The organism is Agreia sp. Leaf283, assembly GCF_001422485.1.
In the GTDB taxonomy this organism is placed as follows: Bacteria; Actinomycetota; Actinomycetes; order Actinomycetales; family Microbacteriaceae; genus Agreia.
Genome location: NZ_LMNF01000003.1, coordinates 502,687 through 521,159, shown reverse-complemented (window position 1 = coordinate 521,159; position 18,473 = coordinate 502,687). Strand labels below are relative to the sequence as shown.

The window sequence follows — 18,473 nt, the reverse complement described above, 5'->3', positions numbered from 1 at the left end:
GGCTAGACCACCATTCCGAACTGCTGACTGAAGCGGATATCGCCCTCGACCATGTCGCGCATGTCATTGAGATCGTTGCGGAACTGGAGGGTGCGCTCGATGCCCATGCCGAAGGCGAAGCCCTGGTATTCCTCGGGATCGATGCCGGCCGACCGAAGCACGTTCGGGTTGACCATTCCGCATCCGCCCCACTCGACCCAGCGCGCGCCGCCCTTGGCGTTCGGCTGCCAGACGTCCATCTCGGCGCTCGGCTCGGTGAAGGGGAAGTAGTTGGGGCGCAGGCGGATCTTGGCGCCCTCGCCGAACATGGCGCGGGCGAAGTGCTCGAGGGTGCCGCGCAGGTGGGCCATCGTCAGGCCCTTGTCGATCGCGATGCCCTCGACCTGCATGAAGACGGGTGTGTGCGTGGCGTCGAGCTCATCGGTGCGGTAGACCCGTCCCGGCGCGATGACGTAGACGGGAAGCTCGCGAGAAAGCAGCGACCGCACCTGCACCGGCGACGTGTGCGTGCGCAGAAGGAGGTGTGACTCGACGGGATCGATGAAGAACGTGTCCTGCATGGCCCTGGCCGGGTGATCGGGTGCGAAGTTGAGCGCATCGAAGTTGAACCATTCGCTCTCGAGCTCCGGCCCCTCCGCGACCTCCCATCCCATGCCCACGAAGATGTCGGCGATGCGCTCCTGCAGAAGCGACAGCGGATGCCGGGCGCCCACACGGGCGCGCGTCGGCAGGGCCGTCACGTCGACGAATTCGGCCTCGAGCCGGGCCTCCTCCTCGTGGGCCACGATCTCGGACTCCCGCTCGGCGAGGGCCTGGGCGACCCGGGCGCGGGCCTGGCCCATGAGCTTGCCCGCGGCAGCCTTCTGGTCTTTGGCGACGTCGCGGAGTGTGGCGTTCAGACGGGACAGTACCGACGCCTCCCCCACGTGCGCGCTCCGCGCGGCCTTCAGGGCGGTCGAGTCGTCGGCTGCCGCGATGGCGGACAACGCCGCATCGACGGCTGCAGCGACGGACTCGTCGGATATCACTAGTGGGTCAGACACGAGTCACAAGTTTAGCGACCCGCGACGAGCTACTCCGTCGTGCGGTCCTCGGGGTTCCTGGTGGGGGCACCGAGCGCGGAGATCGATGCGGTCGGGGTGATCTGATCCTTGGCCAGGATCTTGCCCGGGCTGCGTCGACGCGCGACCCGTCGTGCCACCGCGGAGAGGGAGAGGTTGACCGCGAGGTAGATCACGAGCGTCACGAGGAACAGGGAGAAGAGGTAGCGGTTGCCGACACTGCTGCCGAGGTTGTTCATGGTGGTGCGGATGAGCTCGTTGTAGCCGACGATGTAGCCGAGGCTGGTGTCTTTCAGCAACACCACCAGCTGCGCGATGATCACCGGCAGCATCTGGCGGAACGCCTGGGGGAACTCGATGAAGGTCTTCGTCTGCAACCGGGTCAGGCCGAGGCTCAGCCCCGCCTCTCGCTGTCCCCGGGGCAGGGCGGCGAGGCCTGCGCGCAGCGACTCGCCGATGATCGCGCCGTTGTAGACGCCGAGGGCGAGGACGACGGCCCAGAAGGCTCCCGTCGAGGCCACGAGCAGGATGAAGAGCATCATCAGCAGCACGGGCATACCGCGGAAGAACTCGAGCACGATCGTGGCCGGGATGCGAACGGCCGCGTGCACCGAGGTGCGCAGCATGGCGAACAGCACCCCGATGACGAGGGCCATCGCCGCGGCGACGGCGGCGGCCTGCAGGGTCGCGAGGAGGCCTCCCCCGATGCGCACCCAGAGCTCGGCCAGCACGAAGATGTCCCAGCGCGACGCATCGAAGTAGCCAGGGAGCGTGATGCCGGAGGAGTCGCGCGGCTGCGCGAGCGTGTAGACGACCCAGGCCAGGCCGGCCGCGATCAGAACGACCACGATCACCGAGGCGATGCGCGAGCGGCGGCGGGTGCGGGGCCCCGGGGTGTCGAACAGAACGGAGGCGCTCATCGCTGTACCGCCAGCTTCTTCTCGAGGTGCGCGGACAGGATGCCGAGCGGAATGGTGACGACAAGGTAGAAGGCCGCGACGGCGAGCAGGATGGCGATCACGGCGTTGCCGTTGGCATTCGCCAGCTCTTTGGCGGCTGAGAACAGTTCGAAGACGAAGAACCCGCCGGCGACCGAGGTGTTCTTCGTGAGCGCGATCAGCACGTTGATCAGCGGCGGGATCACCATGCGGAAGGCCTGCGGAAAGATGATGAGCGTCGTCGACTGCATGAAGCCGAGACCCAGGCTGCGGGCCGCCTCGGCCTGGCCGACGGCGACGCCGTTGATGCCGGAGCGCAAGGCCTCGGCCACGAAGGGCGATGTGTAGAGAGTGAGGCCGATGAAGGCCGCCCATTCGTAGGGCAGCCGCGAGCCCAGCTGGGGCAGCACGAAGGCGCAGAAGAACAGCACGAGCGTCAACGGGGTGTTGCGGAGCAGTTCGGTGTACACGCTCGCGAAGACGTTGAGCGACGGTACGGGCGATATGCGCATTGCGGCGATCACCGTGCCGATGATGAGGGCGCAGACCCCGGAGGTAGCGAGCAGCCACAGGGTCATCCCAAAGGCTTCGATGAACCGGGGCAGGTTCTCGATGACGGCGTTCACTGTGGGCTCATCTCATGAGGTGGGACGGTCGAGGTGTCGACCTGCCCGGAGGGCCGTCCGCGGCAATCGCGGCCGGCCCTCCGAGCAGGCTGTGGATCAGTACCGATCGACGGCCGGCGGCTCCACGTATTCGAGGACCTCGCCCGCGGTGGCATCCCACGCGGCTTCGTAGCTGCCGTCTTCATACGACTCTTCGAGCACGTCGTTGATGAAGTTGCGGAAGTCGGTGTCGTCCTTCGCCAGTCCGATGCCATAGGGCTCCTGGGTGAACGGCTTGCCGACGACCTTGAACTGGCCCTCGTTCTGCTGAGCGAGGCCTGCAAGGATCACGTTGTCGGTGGAGACAGCGACGACCTGACCGCCGCGGAGGGGCTCGAGGCAGTTCGTGTACGTGTCGGTCAGCAGCGGCTCCGCACCGATCTCGGTGAGCTTGGCTGCAGGAGTCGAGCCGGTCACGGAGCAGACAGGCTGCCCGACGAGGTCCTTCTCCGACTTGATGTCGTCGTTGTCGGCCTTCACCAGGATCGACTGGCCGGCCTCGTAGTACGGACCGGCGAAGGAGATGACCTCTTTGCGCTTGTCGTTGATCGTGTAGGTGGCGACCACGATGTCGACCTCGCCGTTCTGGATGAAGGGCTCGCGGTTGGCCGAGACGGCCTCTTTCCAGACGATCTTGTCTTCGGCGATGCCGAGCTTCGCGGCGATCAGCTTGCCGATCTCGACGTCGAAGCCCTTGGGGGTTCCGTCGATGTCGGTGAGGCCGAACAGCGGCTGGTCGAACTTCGTGCCGATCGTGATGGTGCCCGACTCCGCGAGGCGCTCCATGGTCGACCCGGCGGCGAATGTGGGTGCCGGCTCCGGCGTCGTGGTGGTCTCGGCCTCATCGAGCGACCCGGCGCATCCGGCCAGGGCGATCATGGTCGCCGCGGCCAGCGCGGCGATGCTCAGTTTTTTCGATGCTCTCATCGGTTTCGTACCTCTCTCCGTATGCTGCGTGCCCGACCACCGATGTTTAGTGGTCGAGTATTTTCGACAGGAAGTCCTGCGCCCTGTTCGACTGGGGGTTCGTGAAGAACTGTTCGGGGGTCGTCTCTTCTTCGATGCGGCCGTCGGCCATGAAGACGACGCGGTCGGCCGCCTTGCGCGCGAAGCCCATCTCGTGGGTGACGACGATCATGGTCATGCCGTCTTTCGCGAGCCCGACCATCACGTCGAGGACCTCGTTGATCATCTCGGGGTCGAGCGCGCTCGTCGGCTCGTCCATGAGGATGAGCTTCGGCTGCATCGTGAGCGATCGCGCGATGGCGACGCGCTGCTGCTGCCCGCCCGAAAGCTGGGCCGGCATCTTGTTGGCCTGATTCGCGATGCCGACGCGGTCGAGCATCTCCATGCCCCGCGCCTCGGCCGCCTTCTTCGACAGCTTGCGCACCTTGATGGGGGCCAGAGTGACGTTCTCGAGGATCGTCTTGTGGGCGAAGAGGTTGAACGACTGGAACACCATGCCGACGTCGGCACGCAGCTGGGCCAGGGCCTTGCCTTCTTCGGGAAGGACCTTGCCGTCGATGGTGATGCTGCCGGAATCGATCGTCTCGAGCCTGTTGATGGCGCGACAGAACGTCGACTTGCCGGATCCGCTGGGGCCGATCACCACCACGACCTCGCCACGATTGACGACCGTGTTGATGTTGTTCAGAACATGGAGTTCGCCGTAGTGCTTGTTGACGTCTGTGAGGACGACGAGAGGTTCACCCCGACGAACGGAGATGTTCGACGTCGCCGGACCGGCCACCGCGTCGTTGACAGGGCCATCGGTGTTGGTTGAGTCCATGACCCCCACAGTAGGGGACCTCGTGTTACCGGCGTGTGTCGGACGGTCGACGGTTACCCAACCGTGATCGCTCTCATGGCGCGCTCTCCTGCGCCGGAATCACTCGCTGCGCTGTGCGAAAGCACTCTCGTAGAGGCACACCGATGCTGCCGTCGCCAAGTTCATCGACTCCGCCTGGCCGTAGATGGGAACCGAGATCGCGTGGTCGGCGAGGGCCAGATCCTCGTCGTTCAGGCCCCGCGCCTCATTGCCGAACAGCCACGCCGTCGGCGCGTCGAGAACGCCGGAGTTGCGGGCCGTCAGCATGTCGTCGCCCTTGATATCGGCGGCGAGAATCTGGATGCCTGCTTCCGTGGCCCGTGCGCGCACGTCGGCGAGGCTCGCCTCCACCGCGACAGGCAGGTGGAAGAGCGACCCCGTCGTGGAACGCACGACCTTGGGGTTGTAGAGATCGACGCTGCGACCCGTGAGGATTACGGCGTCGGCGCCGGCCGAGTCGGCGGCCCGGATGATCGTTCCGGCGTTGCCGGGATCGCGCACCTCTTCGAGAATGGCGATCAGACGGGGCGACGCGCTGAAGATGTCTTTGAGCGCGGTGGGGAACTGCCGGCACACGGCGACGAACCCCTGCGGAGTGACCGTGTCGGCCATGGCCTGCAGAACGGTCTCGGTCACGAACTCGACTTCGACACCGGCTTGCTCTGCCGCGGCGCCGATGTCGGCGTAACGATCGAGGGCGAACGGCGTGGCGAACAGGTCGACCACGAGGTCGGGCGCGAAGGTCAGCGCCTCGGAAACGGCTTGTGGCCCCTCCAAGAGAAAGAGCCCGGTCTCAGACCGGGCTCCTTTCTTGGCGAGTTTTGCCACTGCCCGGACCCGCGGCGACCGCGGGTTATCCAGGAGGGACATGCGACCTCTTTCGGGTCAGGGAACGTGGATGCTCCCTACAGCTTATTAGGCTGCGGTCCTCGGCGCCGACGTGTCGGCGGGGAGGGCGGCACGAGCGCTCTCCACGAGCGCCGCGAAGGTGGCGGGCTCGTGAACGGCGAGGTCGGCCAGGATGCGACGGTCGACCTCGATGCCCGCAAGGCCGAGACCCTGGATCAGGCGGTTGTACGTGAGGCCGTTCGCGCGGGAGGCAGCGTTGATGCGCTGGATCCACAGGCGACGGAAGTCACCCTTGCGGGCACGACGGTCGCGGTACGAGTAGACGAGCGAGTGGGTGACCTGCTCCTTGGCCTTGCGGTACAGGCGCGAACGCTGTCCGCGGTAACCGCTGGCGCGCTCGAGGATGACCCGACGCTTCTTGTGGGCGTTGACGGCCCTCTTTACTCTTGCCATTTCCTAATTCCTTATTCCGTGTGGAGTCGGCGACTACAGGCCGAGAAGCTTCTTGATGACCTTCGAGTCGGCCGGAGCCAACACCTGGTCCTGGTTCAGGCGAGCCTTGCGCTTCGCCGACTTGACCTCGAGGTTGTGACGCATTCCAGCCTGCTGCTTCATGAGCTTGCCGGTGCCGGTGACCTTGAAGCGCTTCTTGGACCCGGAGTGGGTCTTCATCTTGGGCATTGATATCTCCTTGGGACGTGCTCGGTATGTGGGGTGCTACTTCGTCTCGGCAGAGTCTGCCGTGACGGTGTCTGTTGCAGCCGGTGACGCGACCTCGGGGGTCTCGCCCGCCGCTTCGTCTGCACCTGGACGGGACTTCGACGCGGCCCGCTGGGCATTCGCCTCGGCCTTCGCCTCGGACTTGTTCTTCAGGGGCCCGATGACCATGACCATGTTGCGGCCATCGATCGTGGGCGTCGACTCGACGGTGCCGAACTCGGACACGTCTTCGGCGAAGCGCTGGAGGAGGCGGACTCCCTGCTCGGGTCGCGACTGCTCGCGGCCTCGGAACAGGATCATGGCCTTCACCTTGTCGCCCGCCTTGAGGAATCCCTCGGCGCGCTTGCGCTTCGTCTCGTAGTCATGCACGTCGATCTTCAGACGGAATCGAACCTCTTTGAGGATCGTGTTCGCCTGGTTGCGACGGGCTTCCTTGGCTTTCTGCGCAGCTTCGTACTTGAACTTGCCGTAATCCATGATCTTGGCAACGGGCGGCTTGCTATTGGGGGCCACCTCAACCAGATCGAGGTCTGCCTCCTGGGCAAGCTTGAGTGCGACGTCGATACTGACGACGCCGACCTGCTCACCGGCCGGTCCGACGAGGCGGACCTCGGGAACCCGGATACGGTCGTTGGTACGGGGATCGCTGATGCGTTACTCCTTCAATCGCTGGTGCGGCGCTCACAGACGGTGAATGTCTGGGCACCGGGCTCGGCAGCGCGATCGTAGGTGACAACGCAGCCACGAACCTTGAATAATCTGCGCACATCCTCGGCGATCGCCGTGTCGTGCACCGCACCCTGTCTACCCCGGATCGATCTTCTGACCCGGAGCGGAGTGCAATCTACCCGGTAACCTGTTGAAGCGGTGTGCGGGTGGGAGATTCTCCACTTTTCGTACTGGGGGCATACATGTTCCCCAGAGCCTTGAAGATACTAGCAGAGGAACGGCCGACGGCATAGTCCGGCGTCGCAGGCGACCTAGACTCGCATCATGAGCTTTGCATACGACGACTCGGCATCCTCCGCCACGCGCGACATCTCCGAGGTGCCCGCGGTCGAACTGATCACCACCACGGCCGTGCACCTGATGAGCGCCGCAGCCATCAAGACCGGGCTCGCCGACGATCCCGAGAACCAGATCGACCTCGATGAGGCGCGCAAGCTCATCATCGCCCTCGCGGGGCTCGTCACGAGCGCCTCGCCGGAGATCGGCGACCAGCACGCCCGCAGTCTTCGCGACGGTCTCCGTTCGTTGCAGCTCGCGTTCCGCGAGGCATCGGCGATTCCGGATGCGGTCGGCCAGGGCCCCGGAGAGAAGCTCACCGGTCCGGTCAACTGACCGGCAGGCTCAGCGGGCTTCGGCGAGCCTGACGCCCAGCGAATCCACGCCGTCGGCGATACGCTCGCTGAGCTGCCAGCGCTGCTGCAGGGCGGCGAGCACCTCGTCGAGCTCCGGGCGCGTCAGGCCGGGCACGAGCCCCAGCTCGACGACGACCTGCGGGCCCGACAGCCGGGCATCCGGATCGCCGTCGACGAGCCGCACGGCACGGACGGCCGGCATACCGATGATCGACCGCTCGACCTCGGCGACGATGTCGGGGTCGACGGCCGGGTGAGCCCACGGGGTTCCCTCGGCGATGGCCCTGAGCATCGGCCGACGGAACACGAACTCCGTGTCGCTCGTGGCGTCGAGCACCATGAGCGGCGTGTCCTCTCCCGCTGCGGCGAGCGCTGCACGGCGGGCCGACGCCGGTATGGGCCTGGCCGCCGGATTCCAGGCCGTCATGGCCTCGGTCGAGGTGAAGACCGGGAGCACCCGGCGTCCGTCCGGCGCGCTCACCGTGACGAGCGAGAGCTCCTGGGTCTTGTCGATACGGCGGCCGTGCGAATCGAGGCCCGTCTCCCCCGCGTGGGCGACGAGCGGCACCAGCAGGCGCACATCACGCACGGCGTCGAGCACGTCCCGTTGATCGAGCTCCGAGGCGCGGAACCGGCGGAGGGCCTCGATCAGCCGCTCCGGCGCACCCCCCGAATCGCCCGCGAAGAAGTTCGTGTCGAACGAGCGCCCGGCCCACGGCTGGCCCGCCGAGTCCGTCGCCCCGGCGTCGTGGGGCGCATGCTCGCCCGGATGCTCAGTCAGATGCCACGTCCAGCGCCTCGGCGAGGGTGAAGGCCCCCGCGTACAGGGCGCGACCCACGATCGCCCCTTCCAGTCCGAGGGAGACGAGGGACCGGAGTTCCGCAATGTCGTCGAGGCTCGAGATGCCGCCGGACGCCACGACCGGGCGGTCCGTTCGTTCCATGACCTGCTTGAGAAGGTCGACGTTCGGCCCCTTGAGAGTGCCGTCCTTGGTGACGTCGGTCACGACGTACCGTGCGCAGCCTGCCTCCTCGAGTCGGGCGAGGACCTCCCACAGGTCTCCCCCGTCCTCGGTCCACCCCCGTGCGGCAAGCGTGGTGCCCCGCACGTCGAGACCCACGGCGATGGCCTCGCCGTAGCTCGCGATCACGCTGGCCGCCCATTCGGGGTTCTCGAGCGCCGCGGTGCCGAGGTTGATGCGCTTGGCTCCTGTCTCGAGGGCGGTCTCGAGGCTGCGGTCGTCTCGAATGCCGCCGGAGAGCTCCACGTTCACGCCCTTGGCCGCGTGGATGACGCGCTTGATGACGTGGAGGTTGTCTCCCCGCCCGAAGGCGGCGTCGAGGTCGACGAGGTGGATCCACTCGGCGCCCTGGCCGATCCAGTCGGCTGCGGCATCGACGGGGTCGCCGTGGTTCGTCTCGGTGCCCGCCTTGCCCTGCGTGAGTCGCACGGCCTTGCCGCCCGCGACGTCGACGGCCGGCAGCAGGGTGAGGGCGGGGGTCTTGATGCTGAACTCGCTCATGGCGTCCTTCTGGTCTCTGTCAGGCGCACGTGCGGACACCCCGTGCGATCTTAACGATTCTGGTGGACCCGACGAAATCGGTGTCGGGTCAGAGCGACGCGATCCAGTTGCGCAGCAGACGCAGCCCTGCCTCGCCTGACTTCTCGGGGTGGAACTGGGTCGCCGAGAGGGGGCCGTTCTCGACCGCGGCGATGAACCGACCGTCGTGATCGGCCCAGGTGACCCGCGGAGCGGGCAGCGGCGACTGAGGGGGAAGAAGCCACTGCTGGGCGGCATTGGAGTGCACGAAATAGAACCGCTCGTCGCGGATTCCCTCGAACAGCACCGACTCACTCGGCGCGTCGACGAGATTCCAGCCCATGTGGGGCAGGATCTCGGCGGGCAGCTGATCGACCGCGCCGGGCCATTCGCCCAGCCCCTCGGTGTCGACACCTCGCTCGACCCCGCGGTCGAACATGACCTGCATGCCCACGCAGATTCCGAGAACGGGACGCCCGCCAGCCAGCCGCCGGTCGATGAGCTCGTCGCCGCGCACACTGCGCAGTTGCTCCATCACCGCGGAGAATGCTCCGACACCGGGAACGAACAGGCCGTCGGCCTCCATGACGCGCGCTCGATCGCGCGACAGCACCACATCCGCCCCTGCCCTCTCGAGCGCCTTGGCCGCGGAGTGGATGTTGCCGCTGCCGTAGTCGAGGACGACGACGGATTTGCGGGTCACAGGGCTCCCTTTGTCGACGGGATTCCCGAGACGAGAGAGTCGAAGGCCTTGGCCTGACGGAAGGCGCGGGCGAATGCCTTGAACTCGGCCTCGGCGATGTGGTGGGGGTCGCGGCCCCCGAGCACCGTGACGTGCACGGTCAGCCCTGCGTGGAACGTGATCGCCTCGAAGACGTGCCTCACCATCGATCCGGTGAAGTGGCCGCCGATGAGGTGGAACTCGAAGCCGGCAGGCTCCCCGGTGTGCACAAGGAACGGCCGGCCGGAGATGTCGACGACCGCCTGAACGAGGGCCTCGTCGAGGGGCACCAGCGCGTCGCCGAAGCGCGAGATCCCCGACTTGTCGCCGAGGGCCTGCTTGATCGCCGTGCCCAGGACGATGCCGATGTCTTCGACCGTGTGGTGCACATCGATGGCGATATCGCCCGTGGCCGTCACCGTCAGGTCGGTGAGTGAGTGCTTCGCGAAGGCCGTGAGCATGTGGTCGAAGAACGGCACCCCGGTCGAGATCGAACTCTCGCCGGTGCCGTCGAGGTCGAGCGAGAGGTCGATGCTGGATTCACTGGTCGCACGCTGCAGGCGGGCGGTGCGGGAAGGGTGTGCCATGTCTCCAGTTTACCGACGACGACGACGCACCTGCCGTTCTTGCCGACAGGCGGAGCCCGGAGTCAGGACAACGCGGCCATCGCGTCGAGGAAGGCCGTGGTCTCGGCGTGCGTGCCTGCACTCACCCGCAGGTGACCGGGGATGCCCAGGTCGCGGATGATGATGCCCTTCTCGAGCAGGGTCTCGAAGACCTCCGAGGGATTCTCGACGCCCCCGAACAGCACGAAGTTGGACCACGTGGGCCAGGGGTGGTAGCCGAGCTCCGTGAGCCGCTCGACGATGCGATCGCGCTCGTGCGCGATGTCGTCGACCATGGCGAGCATCTCGGCGGAGTGCTGCAGCGCGGCCACCGCCGCCGCCTGCGTCAGCGATGACAGGTGATACGGAAGCCGAACGAGGCGCAGCGCGTCGGCGATCGCGGGGTCGGCGGCCAGATAGCCGAGCCGCGCACCCGCGAACGCGAACGCCTTGCTCATCGTTCGGGAGACGATCAGTCGCGGACGACCCGGCAGCAGAGTGAGCGCCGACGGAGCACCGGCGGGCGCGAACTCGGCGTAGGCCTCGTCGACGATGACGATCTTGTCTGTGGCGTCGTAGGCGGCCTCGATCGTCTCGAGCGACAGCGGGGTGCCCGTGGGGTTGTTCGGAGAGCAGAAGATCACGATGTCGGGATCGTGCTCGCGAATCGCCGCGACCGCCGTGCTCGGAGAGATCTCGAAGTCGGCGTCCCTCTCGGCACCGATCCACGTCGTGCCCGTTCCCGAGGCGATGATGGAGTGCATCGAGTAGGTGGGCGGGAAGCCCAGTATCGACCTGCCCGGACCGCCGAAGGCCTGCATGATCTGCTGCAGGATCTCGTTGGATCCGTTGGCGGCCCAGATGTTGTCTCGCGTGAGTCCTTGTCCGAGATACTCTGCAAGGCCGTCGCGAAGCTGAGAGAACTCGCGATCGGGGTAGCGATTGATCGTGAGAATCGCTCGGGCGAGGGACTCGATGATGTCTCGTGCGACCGGCTCAGGAATCGGGTGCGTGTTCTCGTTGACGTTCAGCTCGATGCGCACGTGCTTCTGCGGTGCGCCGTAGGGGGACTTGCCCCTGAGGTCGTCACGGATCGGGAGGTCTTCGAGAGAGGTCACGTGACGATTTTAGTGCGACTACTCCACCCCGCCACGCGCCCCGGCGCCGACGGTGATCAGTACTTGCCGGGAACGGCGAGACGCTGGCCGGGCTGAACCTCGGAAGACGGAAGCTGGTTCAGGCTCACGATGTCTGCGATGACATCGCGCGGGTCGGCCGTCGGCGCCATCTCTTCTGCGATGCCCCAGAGGGTCTCGCCCGCCTGCACCGTGACGTAGTCGAACGACTGCGAAACGGCGGACGACTCGGCGCCGCTGGCGACGGCGCTGTTCGCACCGAACACGGCCAGGGCGACCAAGGCGGCCACAAGGGGAAGCGACGCCAGCGCCGCGAGCACGATGCGACCACGGCGCGTGATGCGCAGGTGGACGGTGTTCGTCGTGGGAGCGGGTAGAGCGGTCATGGCAACCTCCAGGAGAAATTCGTATCCGGTGCTCGGCCGGGAGCACCGGATACGAAGCTGTGTTCCGAATATAGCTTCGAATGTTCGATAGATCAAGTTCGAAAGCCGAGAAATATCGCGACACACTCGAACATGTGTTTTGTTTGCACCCTGAGTTGGATACAGTTTCGACTGTCGATATGAATTGCATCACCAGCCACCGACAGTGCATCAGCAGCCACCGACATCGCTCGTCGACGGCGACCGGCACACCCGCAAACGACCCGCCCGGAAAGCAGGAGAAATGACCACGGAACGTGGAACGAGACGACGCAAGAGTCTCTCGGAGAAGCAGCTGGCCATCCTCGGGGTCGTGCAGCGCTCCGTCAGTCAGCGCGGATATCCGCCGAGCATGCGCGAGATCGGAGACGCGGTCGGCCTGGCGTCGCTGTCGAGCGTCACGCACCAGCTCAACCAGCTCGAACTGAGCGGCTACCTTCGGCGCGACCCGAACAGGCCACGCGCCATGGAGGTGCTGATCGACGTCCCGACGCCCGATTCGGCCACGGAGACCAGCGAACCGTCCGAGTCCTCGGCGCCGATGGGCGACGCGGCCCTCGTGCCCCTGGTGGGTCGGATCGCCGCAGGTATTCCGATCACGGCGGAACAGCAGGTCGAGGAGGTGTTCCCTCTCCCCCGCCAGCTCGTGGGCAGCGGAGACCTCTTCATGCTGAAGGTCGTGGGAGAGTCCATGATCGACGCCGCCATCTGCGACGGAGACTTCGTCGTGGTCAGGTCACAGCAGACGGCGGAGAACGGCGACATCGTTGCGGCCATGCTCGACGGCGAGGCGACCGTCAAGGTGTTCAGGCAGCGCGACGGCCACACGTGGCTCCTGCCCCGCAACTCGAACTTCGAACCGATCGTGGGCGACCACGCGCAGGTGCTCGGCAAGGTCGTGTCGGTTCTTCGCTCGGTTCGCTGAGGCAGACGCGACTCCCCCTTCACACGGAAAGGGCCCCAGGCGATCATTCGCCCGGGGCCCTTTCTCGGTGTTCGGTCTGAGGGAGACCTCATGGGTTCTGCGGATCAGCGGGCGACCGCGAACTCCTCGAGGGCCTGCTCGTACTCCGGGTTGACGAGCGCGCGCACCCGGGTTCCGCCTTCTTCGTAGTCGGTGCTCAGCACGGTGTTGTGGTCGTGAAGCAGCGCGACCAGGTCGCCTCGCTCGTACGGAAGCAGCACGTCGACCGTGATGGTCGGCCGTGGCAGCGCCTGCTCGACCATCTCGAGCAGCTCTGCGATGCCCTCGCCGGTTCGTGCAGACACGAACACGCTGCGTGGCTCGAGGCCGCGCAGCACGATTCGATCGCTGTCGGAGATCAGGTCGCTCTTGTTGAAGGCCACGATCTCGGGGATGCCCCGCGCCCCGACCTCGCCGATCACGTCGCGCACCGTCGCGAGCTGGCTCGCGGGGTCAGGATGCGCGCCGTCGACGACGTGGATGATGACGTCGGCGTCTGCGACCTCCTCGAGGGTCGACCGGAAGGCCTCGACGAGCTGGTGGGGCAGATTGCGCACGAAGCCGACCGTGTCGGCGAAGGTGTACTGCCGACCGTCTTTCGCCGTGGTCTTGCGTACGGTCGAATCGAGCGTGGCGAACAGGGCGTTCTCGACGAGGACACCGGCGCGGGTCACCCTGTTGAGCAGCGACGACTTTCCGGCGTTGGTGTAACCAGCGATCGCCACCGACGGCACGGCGTTGCGCTTGCGATTCGCCCGCTTCGCGTCGCGCGCCGGCTTCATCTCGACGATCTGCTTGCGCAGCCTCGACATGCGCGTGTGGATGCGGCGACGATCGAGCTCGATCTTCGTCTCACCGGGTCCGCGGGATCCCATTCCGGCGCCCGCGCCTCCCACCTGGCCACCGGCTTGGCGCGACATGGAGTCACCCCAGCCTCGGAGCCTCGGCAGGAGGTATTCGAGCTGCGCGAGTTCGACCTGCGCCTTGCCCTCGCGGCTCTTGGCGTGCTGGCTGAAGATGTCGAGGATCACGGCCGTGCGGTCGATCACCTTGACCTTGACCACGTCTTCGAGCGCACGACGCTGGCTGGGAGCGAGCTCGCTGTCGGCGATGACGGTGTCAGCGCCGAGAGACTGTACGAGGTCGCGCAGCTCCTGCGCCTTGCCCTTGCCGAAGTAGGTGCTGGGGTCGGGTGTCGGACGGCGCTGCAGGAGACCCTCGAGCACGACGGCTCCGGCGGTCTCGGCCAGCGCGGCCAGTTCGTGCATGGAGTTCTCGGCATCGGTCAAACTGCCCTGGGTGTATACGCCGATGAGAATGACATTCTCGATGCGGAGCTGCCTGTACTCGACCTCTGAGACGTCTTCGAGCTCTGTGGAGAGACCCACGACACGACGAAGCGCCTGGCGGTCCTCGCGCTCGCTCTGGTCGCCGTCGAATCCGGACTCCCGGCCCGTGGTGTCACGCTGCAGGGCCTGGGCGGCCGAGTTGGTGAACAGCGAATAGCCGGCCGCCCGCGTCTCCGCCCTGGCGAGCACTCTCGCGACCACGTCGTCGGTGTCGCGAGCCTCTGTTGTTGCTTCAGTGTTTTCGGTCATCTGACTCAAGGATATCCCTCCCCGTTTGCTACTGTCCCTCTATGACGAATGAGCACTATTTCTCGGCCACCCCGGGGAGCCCGCTCATCCCACGAGAGATCTCGGTGCGCCTCGCCGATACGGATTACTCGCTCGTCACCGCCGGCGGCGTCTTCAGCCCCGACCGCATCGATGCCGGCACGCAGGTGCTGCTCGCCAACACCCCGGCTCCCCCGCCCGGTGGCAATCTGCTCGATCTGGGCTGCGGATGGGGACCCGTCGCCTTGACGCTCGCCCTGCTGTCGCCCCGGGCTCAGGTCTGGGCGGTCGACGTGAACGAGCGGGCTCTCGATCTGGTGCGTGCGAACGCCGAGCGCCTCGGCCTCACCAATGTCAACGCCGTCCTCGCGCCGGATGTTCCCGACGACGTGCGGTTCATGACGATCTGGTCGAATCCGCCGATTCGCGTCGGCAAGGCCGAGCTGCACAACATCATGAAGACGTGGCTCCCCCGGCTCGAGACCGGGTCGGATGCCTGGCTCGTCGTGCAGCGCAACCTCGGCTCCGATTCGCTCCAGCGCTGGCTTCAGGCGGAGTTCCCCGACGATCTCCAGGTGACCCGAGCCGCCACGAACAAGGGCTACCGGGTCCTTCGGGCTCGCGCCTCGTCCTGACCGGACGTCACGCCAGCGACAGGTCGCCCTCGAAGACGAGTTCGGCCGGCCCTGACAGCGAGACGTGCTCGCCGTCCTCCGCGGCGAACATGCGAACGCCCACCGTTCCGCCCGGCACGTCGACTCGCCAGATGTTCGGCGCTCCACGCCCGGCCCAATGCCTCGTGGCGAGGGCCGCAGCGGCGATTCCCGTGCCGCAGGAGAGCGTCTCTCCGCTACCCCGTTCGTGAACGCGCATCGTGATGCGTCCGACGCCGTCGGCGACAAGGGGCTCGTGGGGAACAACGAACTCGATGTTCGCTCCGTCGCGTGGCTCCGGGTCGACCTGCGGAATGTAGGTCAGGTCGGCCGACGCGAGTTCGTCGGCGTCGGCGAGGGCGACGACGATATGCGGATTCCCCACGTTGACGCCCTGCCCTGGACGGGCCACGGCCAGGTTGCGGGCGCGCACGAGGGGTTCGCCCTGTTCGAGTCGCCACCGCCCCAGGTCGACCTGGAATCCGGTGGTGCTGCGCTGCACGTCTCGGACTCCCGCCCGCGTGCCGATCGCGAGCGTGTCACCGGTATTCAGCTCGACGAGCCCGTTGTCGATGAGGTAGCGGGCGTAGACCCGGATGCCGTTGCCGCACATCTCTGCGATCGACCCGTCGGCGTTGCGGTAATCCATGAACCATTCGGCGGCAGGATCTTCGGCGAGTGCGGCCTGGCCGTCTGCGACGTTCTGTGACCGGACCGCACGGATCACCCCGTCGGCGCCGACGCCGAAGTGCCGATCGCAGATGGCCGCGACCTGGGCGGGGGTCAGGTCGTTGGTGCCGTCGGCGTCGGTGTAGAGCACGAAGTCGTTGCCGGTGCCGTGCCCTTTGGTGAAGTGGAGTTCAGTCGCCATCATGCAAGCCTAAGGTCTCGTCGAGCGCCCGGGCCGACGCGGCCGGGTCACGGGCATCCAGTGTCAGCGCCGAGTCGTACCGCCGGAACCAGCCCACCTGTCGGCGCGCGTATCGGCGCGTGAGTGCCTGCGTCGACTCGATGGCCTCGTCGGCCGAGAGGTCTCCTGCAAGCTGTGCGAGGGCCTGGGCGTATCCGATCGCCTTGCCCGCCGTGGTTCGGGGGTCGAGGCCCGCCGAGAGCAGCTGGTGCGCCTCCTCGACTATCCCGTCTCGCCACATGCCCTGCACACGCTCGTCGAGGCGCAGGACCAGCTCGGGTCGCGGCATCTCGAGGCCGATGATGGTCGAGCTGCGCCAGGCAACGGGAGCCGCGGGTAGCGTTCCCGTCAGCGTGCTTCCTGTCATCTCGAACACCTCGAGAGCTCGCACCAGGCGACGCCCGTTCTGCGAGCCGATTGCTTCGGCCGCGGGCCGGTCGCGCTCGGCAAGCCGCCGGTACAGCGTTCCCGGACCGTGGGAGATGAGTTCTGCCTCGAGGCGCGCCCGGATCACGGCGTCCGTTCCCGGGAAGGTGAAGTCGAAGATGACGCTCGACACGTACAGGCCCGAACCGCCCACCAGGATCGGAACGTGCCCCCTCGCCAGGATCGCGTCGATCGCCGTGCGAGCAGCCGCCTGGTAGTCGGCGACCGAGTTCTCGGCGGTGACGTCGAGCACGTCGAGCAGGTGATGAGGGATGCCCCGGCGCTCGTCGAGCGACAGCTTGGCCGTTCCGATGTCCATGCCGCGGTACAACTGCATCGCATCGGCATTGACGACCTCGGCGACCAGGCCACGATGCGCGAGACCCTCTGCGAGGTCGAGTGCGAGGCCGGATTTTCCCGTGCCCGTCGCCCCGACGACCGCGATCACGTCTGCGACGGTCGAGTCACCGCTCGGGCGGCTACCGCTCACCGTCGGCGAGGTCGTAGATGGGGACGGTGCCCACGCGGAGCGTCGGAAGGCCGAGCGAGACGGGCCGTGGCCCGGCCGAGGCGGACCCGCTGGGCTGTGCCGGGACACCGCAGGACTCTGCCGCCGCGCGATCCCACGCGTCTCCCGACCTCGTGCGACGGACCCGGAGCGGCCGCCCGTCGGAGTCGGCGATCAGGTGGAACGGTGCTGCCTCTGTCACGACGACGGTGACGATGTCGCCGGGTCGAGGAACGGTCGATTCGGCCGTGACCTCGAAGTGCACGAGACGGGAATCCTCGGCCCTGCCACTGAGCCGATGGGTGTCGGAGTCCTTGCGACCCTCGCCGTTGGCGACGAGCACCTCGACCTCACGGCCGATGACCCCCTGGTTCTCCTCCCAGGAGATGCGATCCTGCAGGGCGGCCAGTCGCTCGTAACGCTCCTGCACCACCGCCTTCGGAACCTGCTCGGGCATCGTCGCCGCGGGAGTTCCCGGACGCACCGAGTACTGGAAGGTGAAGGCCGTGGCGAACCGCGCCTCTTCGACGACCCTCAGCGTCTCTGCGAAGTCCTCTTCTGTCTCCCCCGGGAACCCGACGATGATGTCGGTGCTGATCGCCGCGTGCGGAATCTGCTGCCTCACACGGTCGAGGATGCCCAGGAACTTGGCCGAGCGGTAGGAACGCCTCATCGCCTTGAGGATTCGATCCGAGCCGGACTGCAGCGGCATATGAAGCTGGGGCATGACCGACGGAGTCTCGGCCATCGCGTCGATCACGTCGTCGGTGAACGCCGCGGGGTGCGGGCTGGTGAAGCGGATGCGCTCGAGGCCGGGAATGGCTCCTGCCGCCCGCAGGAGCTTGGAGAAGGCGAACCTGTCGCCGAACTCGACGCCGTAGGAGTTGACGTTCTGTCCGAGCAGGGTCACCTCGATGGCGCCGTCGTCGACGAGGGCCTGGATCTCGGCCAACACGTCTCCTGGACGTCTGTCTTTCTCCTTGCCTCGCAGCGCGGGCACGATGCAGAAGGTGCAGGTGTTGTTGCAGCCGACCGAGATCGACACCCAGCCGCTGTAGGTCGACTCACGTTTCGTGGGCAAGGTCGAGGGGAAGGTCTCGAGCGAATCGAGGATCTCGATCTGCGCCTCACCGTTGTGCCGGGCGCGTTCGAGCAGGCTGGGCAGAGATCCCATGTTGTGCGTGCCGAAGACGACATCGACCCAGGGGGCCTTGGTGAGGATGGTGTTCTTGTCTTTCTGGGCAAGGCACCCGCCGACCGCGATCTGCATGCCGTCGTGGCGGCGCTTCACGCTGGCCAGATAGCCGAGATTGCCGTAGAGCTTGTTGTCGGCGTTCTCGCGCACAGCGCACGTGTTGATGACGACGGTGTCGGCCTCGGTTCCGGGGTCGGCCTTCACATAGCCCGCCGCCTCGAGCGACCCCGACAGCCTCTCGGAGTCGTGGACGTTCATCTGGCACCCGAAGGTTCGAACCTCGTAGGTTCGTGTGCGGGGCGGGGCGGTGACGCTGCTCATGGTGTCAGTTTACGTTCGACGCGGGACGCG

General features: G+C 66.6%; 22 protein-coding genes. 3 read left to right on the top strand and 19 right to left on the bottom strand.

Annotated elements, in window-relative coordinates; genetic code table 11:
* Positions 1-2: 2 nt before the first annotated feature.
* From pheS to infC, 9 genes are all read right to left on the bottom strand, one after another.
* Entirely contained in the window at positions 3-1,043 is a 1,041-nt protein-coding gene (pheS, locus tag ASF51_RS16135; RefSeq protein ID WP_055932111.1) for a phenylalanine--tRNA ligase subunit alpha, read from the bottom strand.
* A gap of 29 nt (positions 1,044-1,072) precedes the next feature.
* Complete coding sequence (locus ASF51_RS16130) at positions 1,073-1,981, bottom strand: amino acid ABC transporter permease (RefSeq protein WP_082480220.1); 909 nt, start codon at positions 1,979-1,981, stop codon at positions 1,073-1,075.
* Positions 1,978-2,625: an amino acid ABC transporter permease gene (locus tag ASF51_RS16125; RefSeq protein WP_055932106.1), complete on the bottom strand. Its 648-nt coding sequence runs from the start codon at positions 2,623-2,625 to the stop codon at positions 1,978-1,980. Before ASF51_RS16125 ends, ASF51_RS16130 begins: the two co-directional genes overlap by 4 nt.
* Before the next feature lie 96 nt (positions 2,626-2,721).
* A complete protein-coding gene (locus ASF51_RS16120; protein ID WP_055932103.1) occupies positions 2,722-3,591 on the bottom strand; it encodes a glutamate ABC transporter substrate-binding protein in 870 nt (289 codons plus the stop codon).
* Between the two features lie 46 nt (positions 3,592-3,637).
* Positions 3,638-4,453: an amino acid ABC transporter ATP-binding protein gene (locus ASF51_RS16115; protein WP_055932100.1), complete on the bottom strand. Its 816-nt coding sequence runs from the start codon at positions 4,451-4,453 to the stop codon at positions 3,638-3,640.
* A 99-nt stretch (positions 4,454-4,552) separates the two neighbouring features.
* On the bottom strand, positions 4,553-5,362 hold the full coding sequence (locus ASF51_RS16110; RefSeq protein ID WP_055932098.1) for an RNA methyltransferase: 810 nt from the start codon (positions 5,360-5,362) through the stop codon (positions 4,553-4,555).
* A gap of 45 nt (positions 5,363-5,407) precedes the next feature.
* A complete protein-coding gene (gene rplT, locus ASF51_RS16105; protein WP_044443029.1) occupies positions 5,408-5,794 on the bottom strand; it encodes a 50S ribosomal protein L20 in 387 nt (128 codons plus the stop codon).
* Between the two features lie 33 nt (positions 5,795-5,827).
* The gene (rpmI, locus tag ASF51_RS16100) at positions 5,828-6,022 is read right to left on the bottom strand and encodes a 50S ribosomal protein L35 (protein ID WP_044443028.1); all 195 of its coding nucleotides are present in this window, start codon (positions 6,020-6,022) and stop codon (positions 5,828-5,830) included.
* Between the two features lie 36 nt (positions 6,023-6,058).
* Positions 6,059-6,712, bottom strand: a complete 654-nt coding sequence (gene infC, locus ASF51_RS16095) for a translation initiation factor IF-3 (protein ID WP_200926150.1) — start codon at positions 6,710-6,712, stop codon at positions 6,059-6,061.
* A 342-nt stretch (positions 6,713-7,054) separates the two neighbouring features.
* Here infC and ASF51_RS16090 point away from each other — a divergent pair, with 342 nt between their 5' ends.
* Entirely contained in the window at positions 7,055-7,402 is a 348-nt protein-coding gene (locus tag ASF51_RS16090) for a DUF1844 domain-containing protein (RefSeq protein ID WP_044443027.1), read from the top strand.
* A 9-nt stretch (positions 7,403-7,411) separates the two neighbouring features.
* Here ASF51_RS16090 and ASF51_RS16085 read toward each other — a convergent pair whose 3' ends face one another.
* The 6 genes from ASF51_RS16085 to ASF51_RS16060 form a co-directional block, all read right to left on the bottom strand.
* Entirely contained in the window at positions 7,412-8,203 is a 792-nt protein-coding gene (locus ASF51_RS16085; protein WP_055932334.1) for an SseB family protein, read from the bottom strand.
* On the bottom strand, positions 8,196-8,945 hold the full coding sequence (gene priA, locus ASF51_RS16080) for a bifunctional 1-(5-phosphoribosyl)-5-((5-phosphoribosylamino)methylideneamino)imidazole-4-carboxamide isomerase/phosphoribosylanthranilate isomerase PriA (protein ID WP_055932092.1): 750 nt from the start codon (positions 8,943-8,945) through the stop codon (positions 8,196-8,198). Before priA ends, ASF51_RS16085 begins: the two co-directional genes overlap by 8 nt.
* 88 nt (positions 8,946-9,033) lie before the next feature.
* Complete coding sequence (gene hisH / locus ASF51_RS16075) at positions 9,034-9,666, bottom strand: imidazole glycerol phosphate synthase subunit HisH (protein ID WP_055932089.1); 633 nt, start codon at positions 9,664-9,666, stop codon at positions 9,034-9,036.
* The gene (gene hisB, locus ASF51_RS16070) at positions 9,663-10,271 is read right to left on the bottom strand and encodes an imidazoleglycerol-phosphate dehydratase HisB (RefSeq protein WP_055932084.1); all 609 of its coding nucleotides are present in this window, start codon (positions 10,269-10,271) and stop codon (positions 9,663-9,665) included. The genes hisH and hisB overlap by 4 nt, the downstream gene beginning before the upstream one ends.
* A gap of 62 nt (positions 10,272-10,333) precedes the next feature.
* The gene (locus ASF51_RS16065) at positions 10,334-11,407 is read right to left on the bottom strand and encodes a histidinol-phosphate transaminase (RefSeq protein WP_055932082.1); all 1,074 of its coding nucleotides are present in this window, start codon (positions 11,405-11,407) and stop codon (positions 10,334-10,336) included.
* Positions 11,408-11,463: 56 nt separating this feature from the next.
* Entirely contained in the window at positions 11,464-11,811 is a 348-nt protein-coding gene (locus ASF51_RS16060) for a LysM peptidoglycan-binding domain-containing protein (RefSeq protein WP_055932081.1), read from the bottom strand.
* Between the two features lie 283 nt (positions 11,812-12,094).
* On the opposite strand from ASF51_RS16060, the gene lexA reads away from it, so the two are divergent.
* Positions 12,095-12,775: a transcriptional repressor LexA gene (gene lexA / locus ASF51_RS16055; protein WP_055932079.1), complete on the top strand. Its 681-nt coding sequence runs from the start codon at positions 12,095-12,097 to the stop codon at positions 12,773-12,775.
* Between the two features lie 104 nt (positions 12,776-12,879).
* Here lexA and hflX read toward each other — a convergent pair whose 3' ends face one another.
* Positions 12,880-14,412, bottom strand: coding sequence for a GTPase HflX (hflX, locus tag ASF51_RS16050; protein ID WP_055932076.1), 1,533 nt, complete (start codon positions 14,410-14,412; stop codon positions 12,880-12,882).
* Positions 14,413-14,453: 41 nt separating this feature from the next.
* Here hflX and ASF51_RS16045 point away from each other — a divergent pair, with 41 nt between their 5' ends.
* A complete protein-coding gene (locus ASF51_RS16045; RefSeq protein WP_055932073.1) occupies positions 14,454-15,065 on the top strand; it encodes a class I SAM-dependent methyltransferase in 612 nt (203 codons plus the stop codon).
* 7 nt (positions 15,066-15,072) lie between these two features.
* Here the strand turns inward: ASF51_RS16045 and dapF are convergent, their stop codons facing one another.
* Genes dapF through miaB form a run of 3 tightly spaced genes read right to left on the bottom strand, consistent with a single transcriptional unit; the run spans position 15,073 to position 18,443 of the window.
* Positions 15,073-15,954 (bottom strand): diaminopimelate epimerase, encoded by an 882-nt coding sequence (gene dapF / locus ASF51_RS16040; RefSeq protein WP_055932071.1) that lies wholly within the window; start codon positions 15,952-15,954, stop codon positions 15,073-15,075.
* On the bottom strand, positions 15,944-16,909 hold the full coding sequence (miaA, locus tag ASF51_RS16035; RefSeq protein ID WP_157412188.1) for a tRNA (adenosine(37)-N6)-dimethylallyltransferase MiaA: 966 nt from the start codon (positions 16,907-16,909) through the stop codon (positions 15,944-15,946). Before miaA ends, dapF begins: the two co-directional genes overlap by 11 nt.
* Positions 16,899-18,443, bottom strand: a complete 1,545-nt coding sequence (gene miaB / locus ASF51_RS16030; RefSeq protein WP_055932069.1) for a tRNA (N6-isopentenyl adenosine(37)-C2)-methylthiotransferase MiaB — start codon at positions 18,441-18,443, stop codon at positions 16,899-16,901. The genes miaA and miaB overlap by 11 nt, the downstream gene beginning before the upstream one ends.
* Positions 18,444-18,473 lie beyond the last annotated feature (30 nt).

Coding starts and splice junctions, on each gene's coding strand:
- lexA (WP_055932079.1), top strand. CDS start 12,095: ATGACCACGGAACGTGGAACGAGACGACGCAAGAGTCTCTCGGAGAAG.
- rplT (WP_044443029.1), bottom strand. CDS start 5,794: ATGGCAAGAGTAAAGAGGGCCGTCAACGCCCACAAGAAGCGTCGGGTC.
- ASF51_RS16130 (WP_082480220.1), bottom strand. CDS start 1,981: ATGAGCGCCTCCGTTCTGTTCGACACCCCGGGGCCCCGCACCCGCCGC.
- ASF51_RS16110 (WP_055932098.1), bottom strand. CDS start 5,362: ATGTCCCTCCTGGATAACCCGCGGTCGCCGCGGGTCCGGGCAGTGGCA.
- ASF51_RS16060 (WP_055932081.1), bottom strand. CDS start 11,811: ATGACCGCTCTACCCGCTCCCACGACGAACACCGTCCACCTGCGCATC.
- dapF (WP_055932071.1), bottom strand. CDS start 15,954: ATGGCGACTGAACTCCACTTCACCAAAGGGCACGGCACCGGCAACGAC.
- hflX (WP_055932076.1), bottom strand. CDS start 14,412: ATGACCGAAAACACTGAAGCAACAACAGAGGCTCGCGACACCGACGAC.
- priA (WP_055932092.1), bottom strand. CDS start 8,945: ATGAGCGAGTTCAGCATCAAGACCCCCGCCCTCACCCTGCTGCCGGCC.
- hisB (WP_055932084.1), bottom strand. CDS start 10,271: ATGGCACACCCTTCCCGCACCGCCCGCCTGCAGCGTGCGACCAGTGAA.
- ASF51_RS16090 (WP_044443027.1), top strand. CDS start 7,055: ATGAGCTTTGCATACGACGACTCGGCATCCTCCGCCACGCGCGACATC.
- ASF51_RS16115 (WP_055932100.1), bottom strand. CDS start 4,453: ATGGACTCAACCAACACCGATGGCCCTGTCAACGACGCGGTGGCCGGT.
- rpmI (WP_044443028.1), bottom strand. CDS start 6,022: ATGCCCAAGATGAAGACCCACTCCGGGTCCAAGAAGCGCTTCAAGGTC.
- miaB (WP_055932069.1), bottom strand. CDS start 18,443: ATGAGCAGCGTCACCGCCCCGCCCCGCACACGAACCTACGAGGTTCGA.
- ASF51_RS16120 (WP_055932103.1), bottom strand. CDS start 3,591: ATGAGAGCATCGAAAAAACTGAGCATCGCCGCGCTGGCCGCGGCGACC.
- ASF51_RS16045 (WP_055932073.1), top strand. CDS start 14,454: ATGACGAATGAGCACTATTTCTCGGCCACCCCGGGGAGCCCGCTCATC.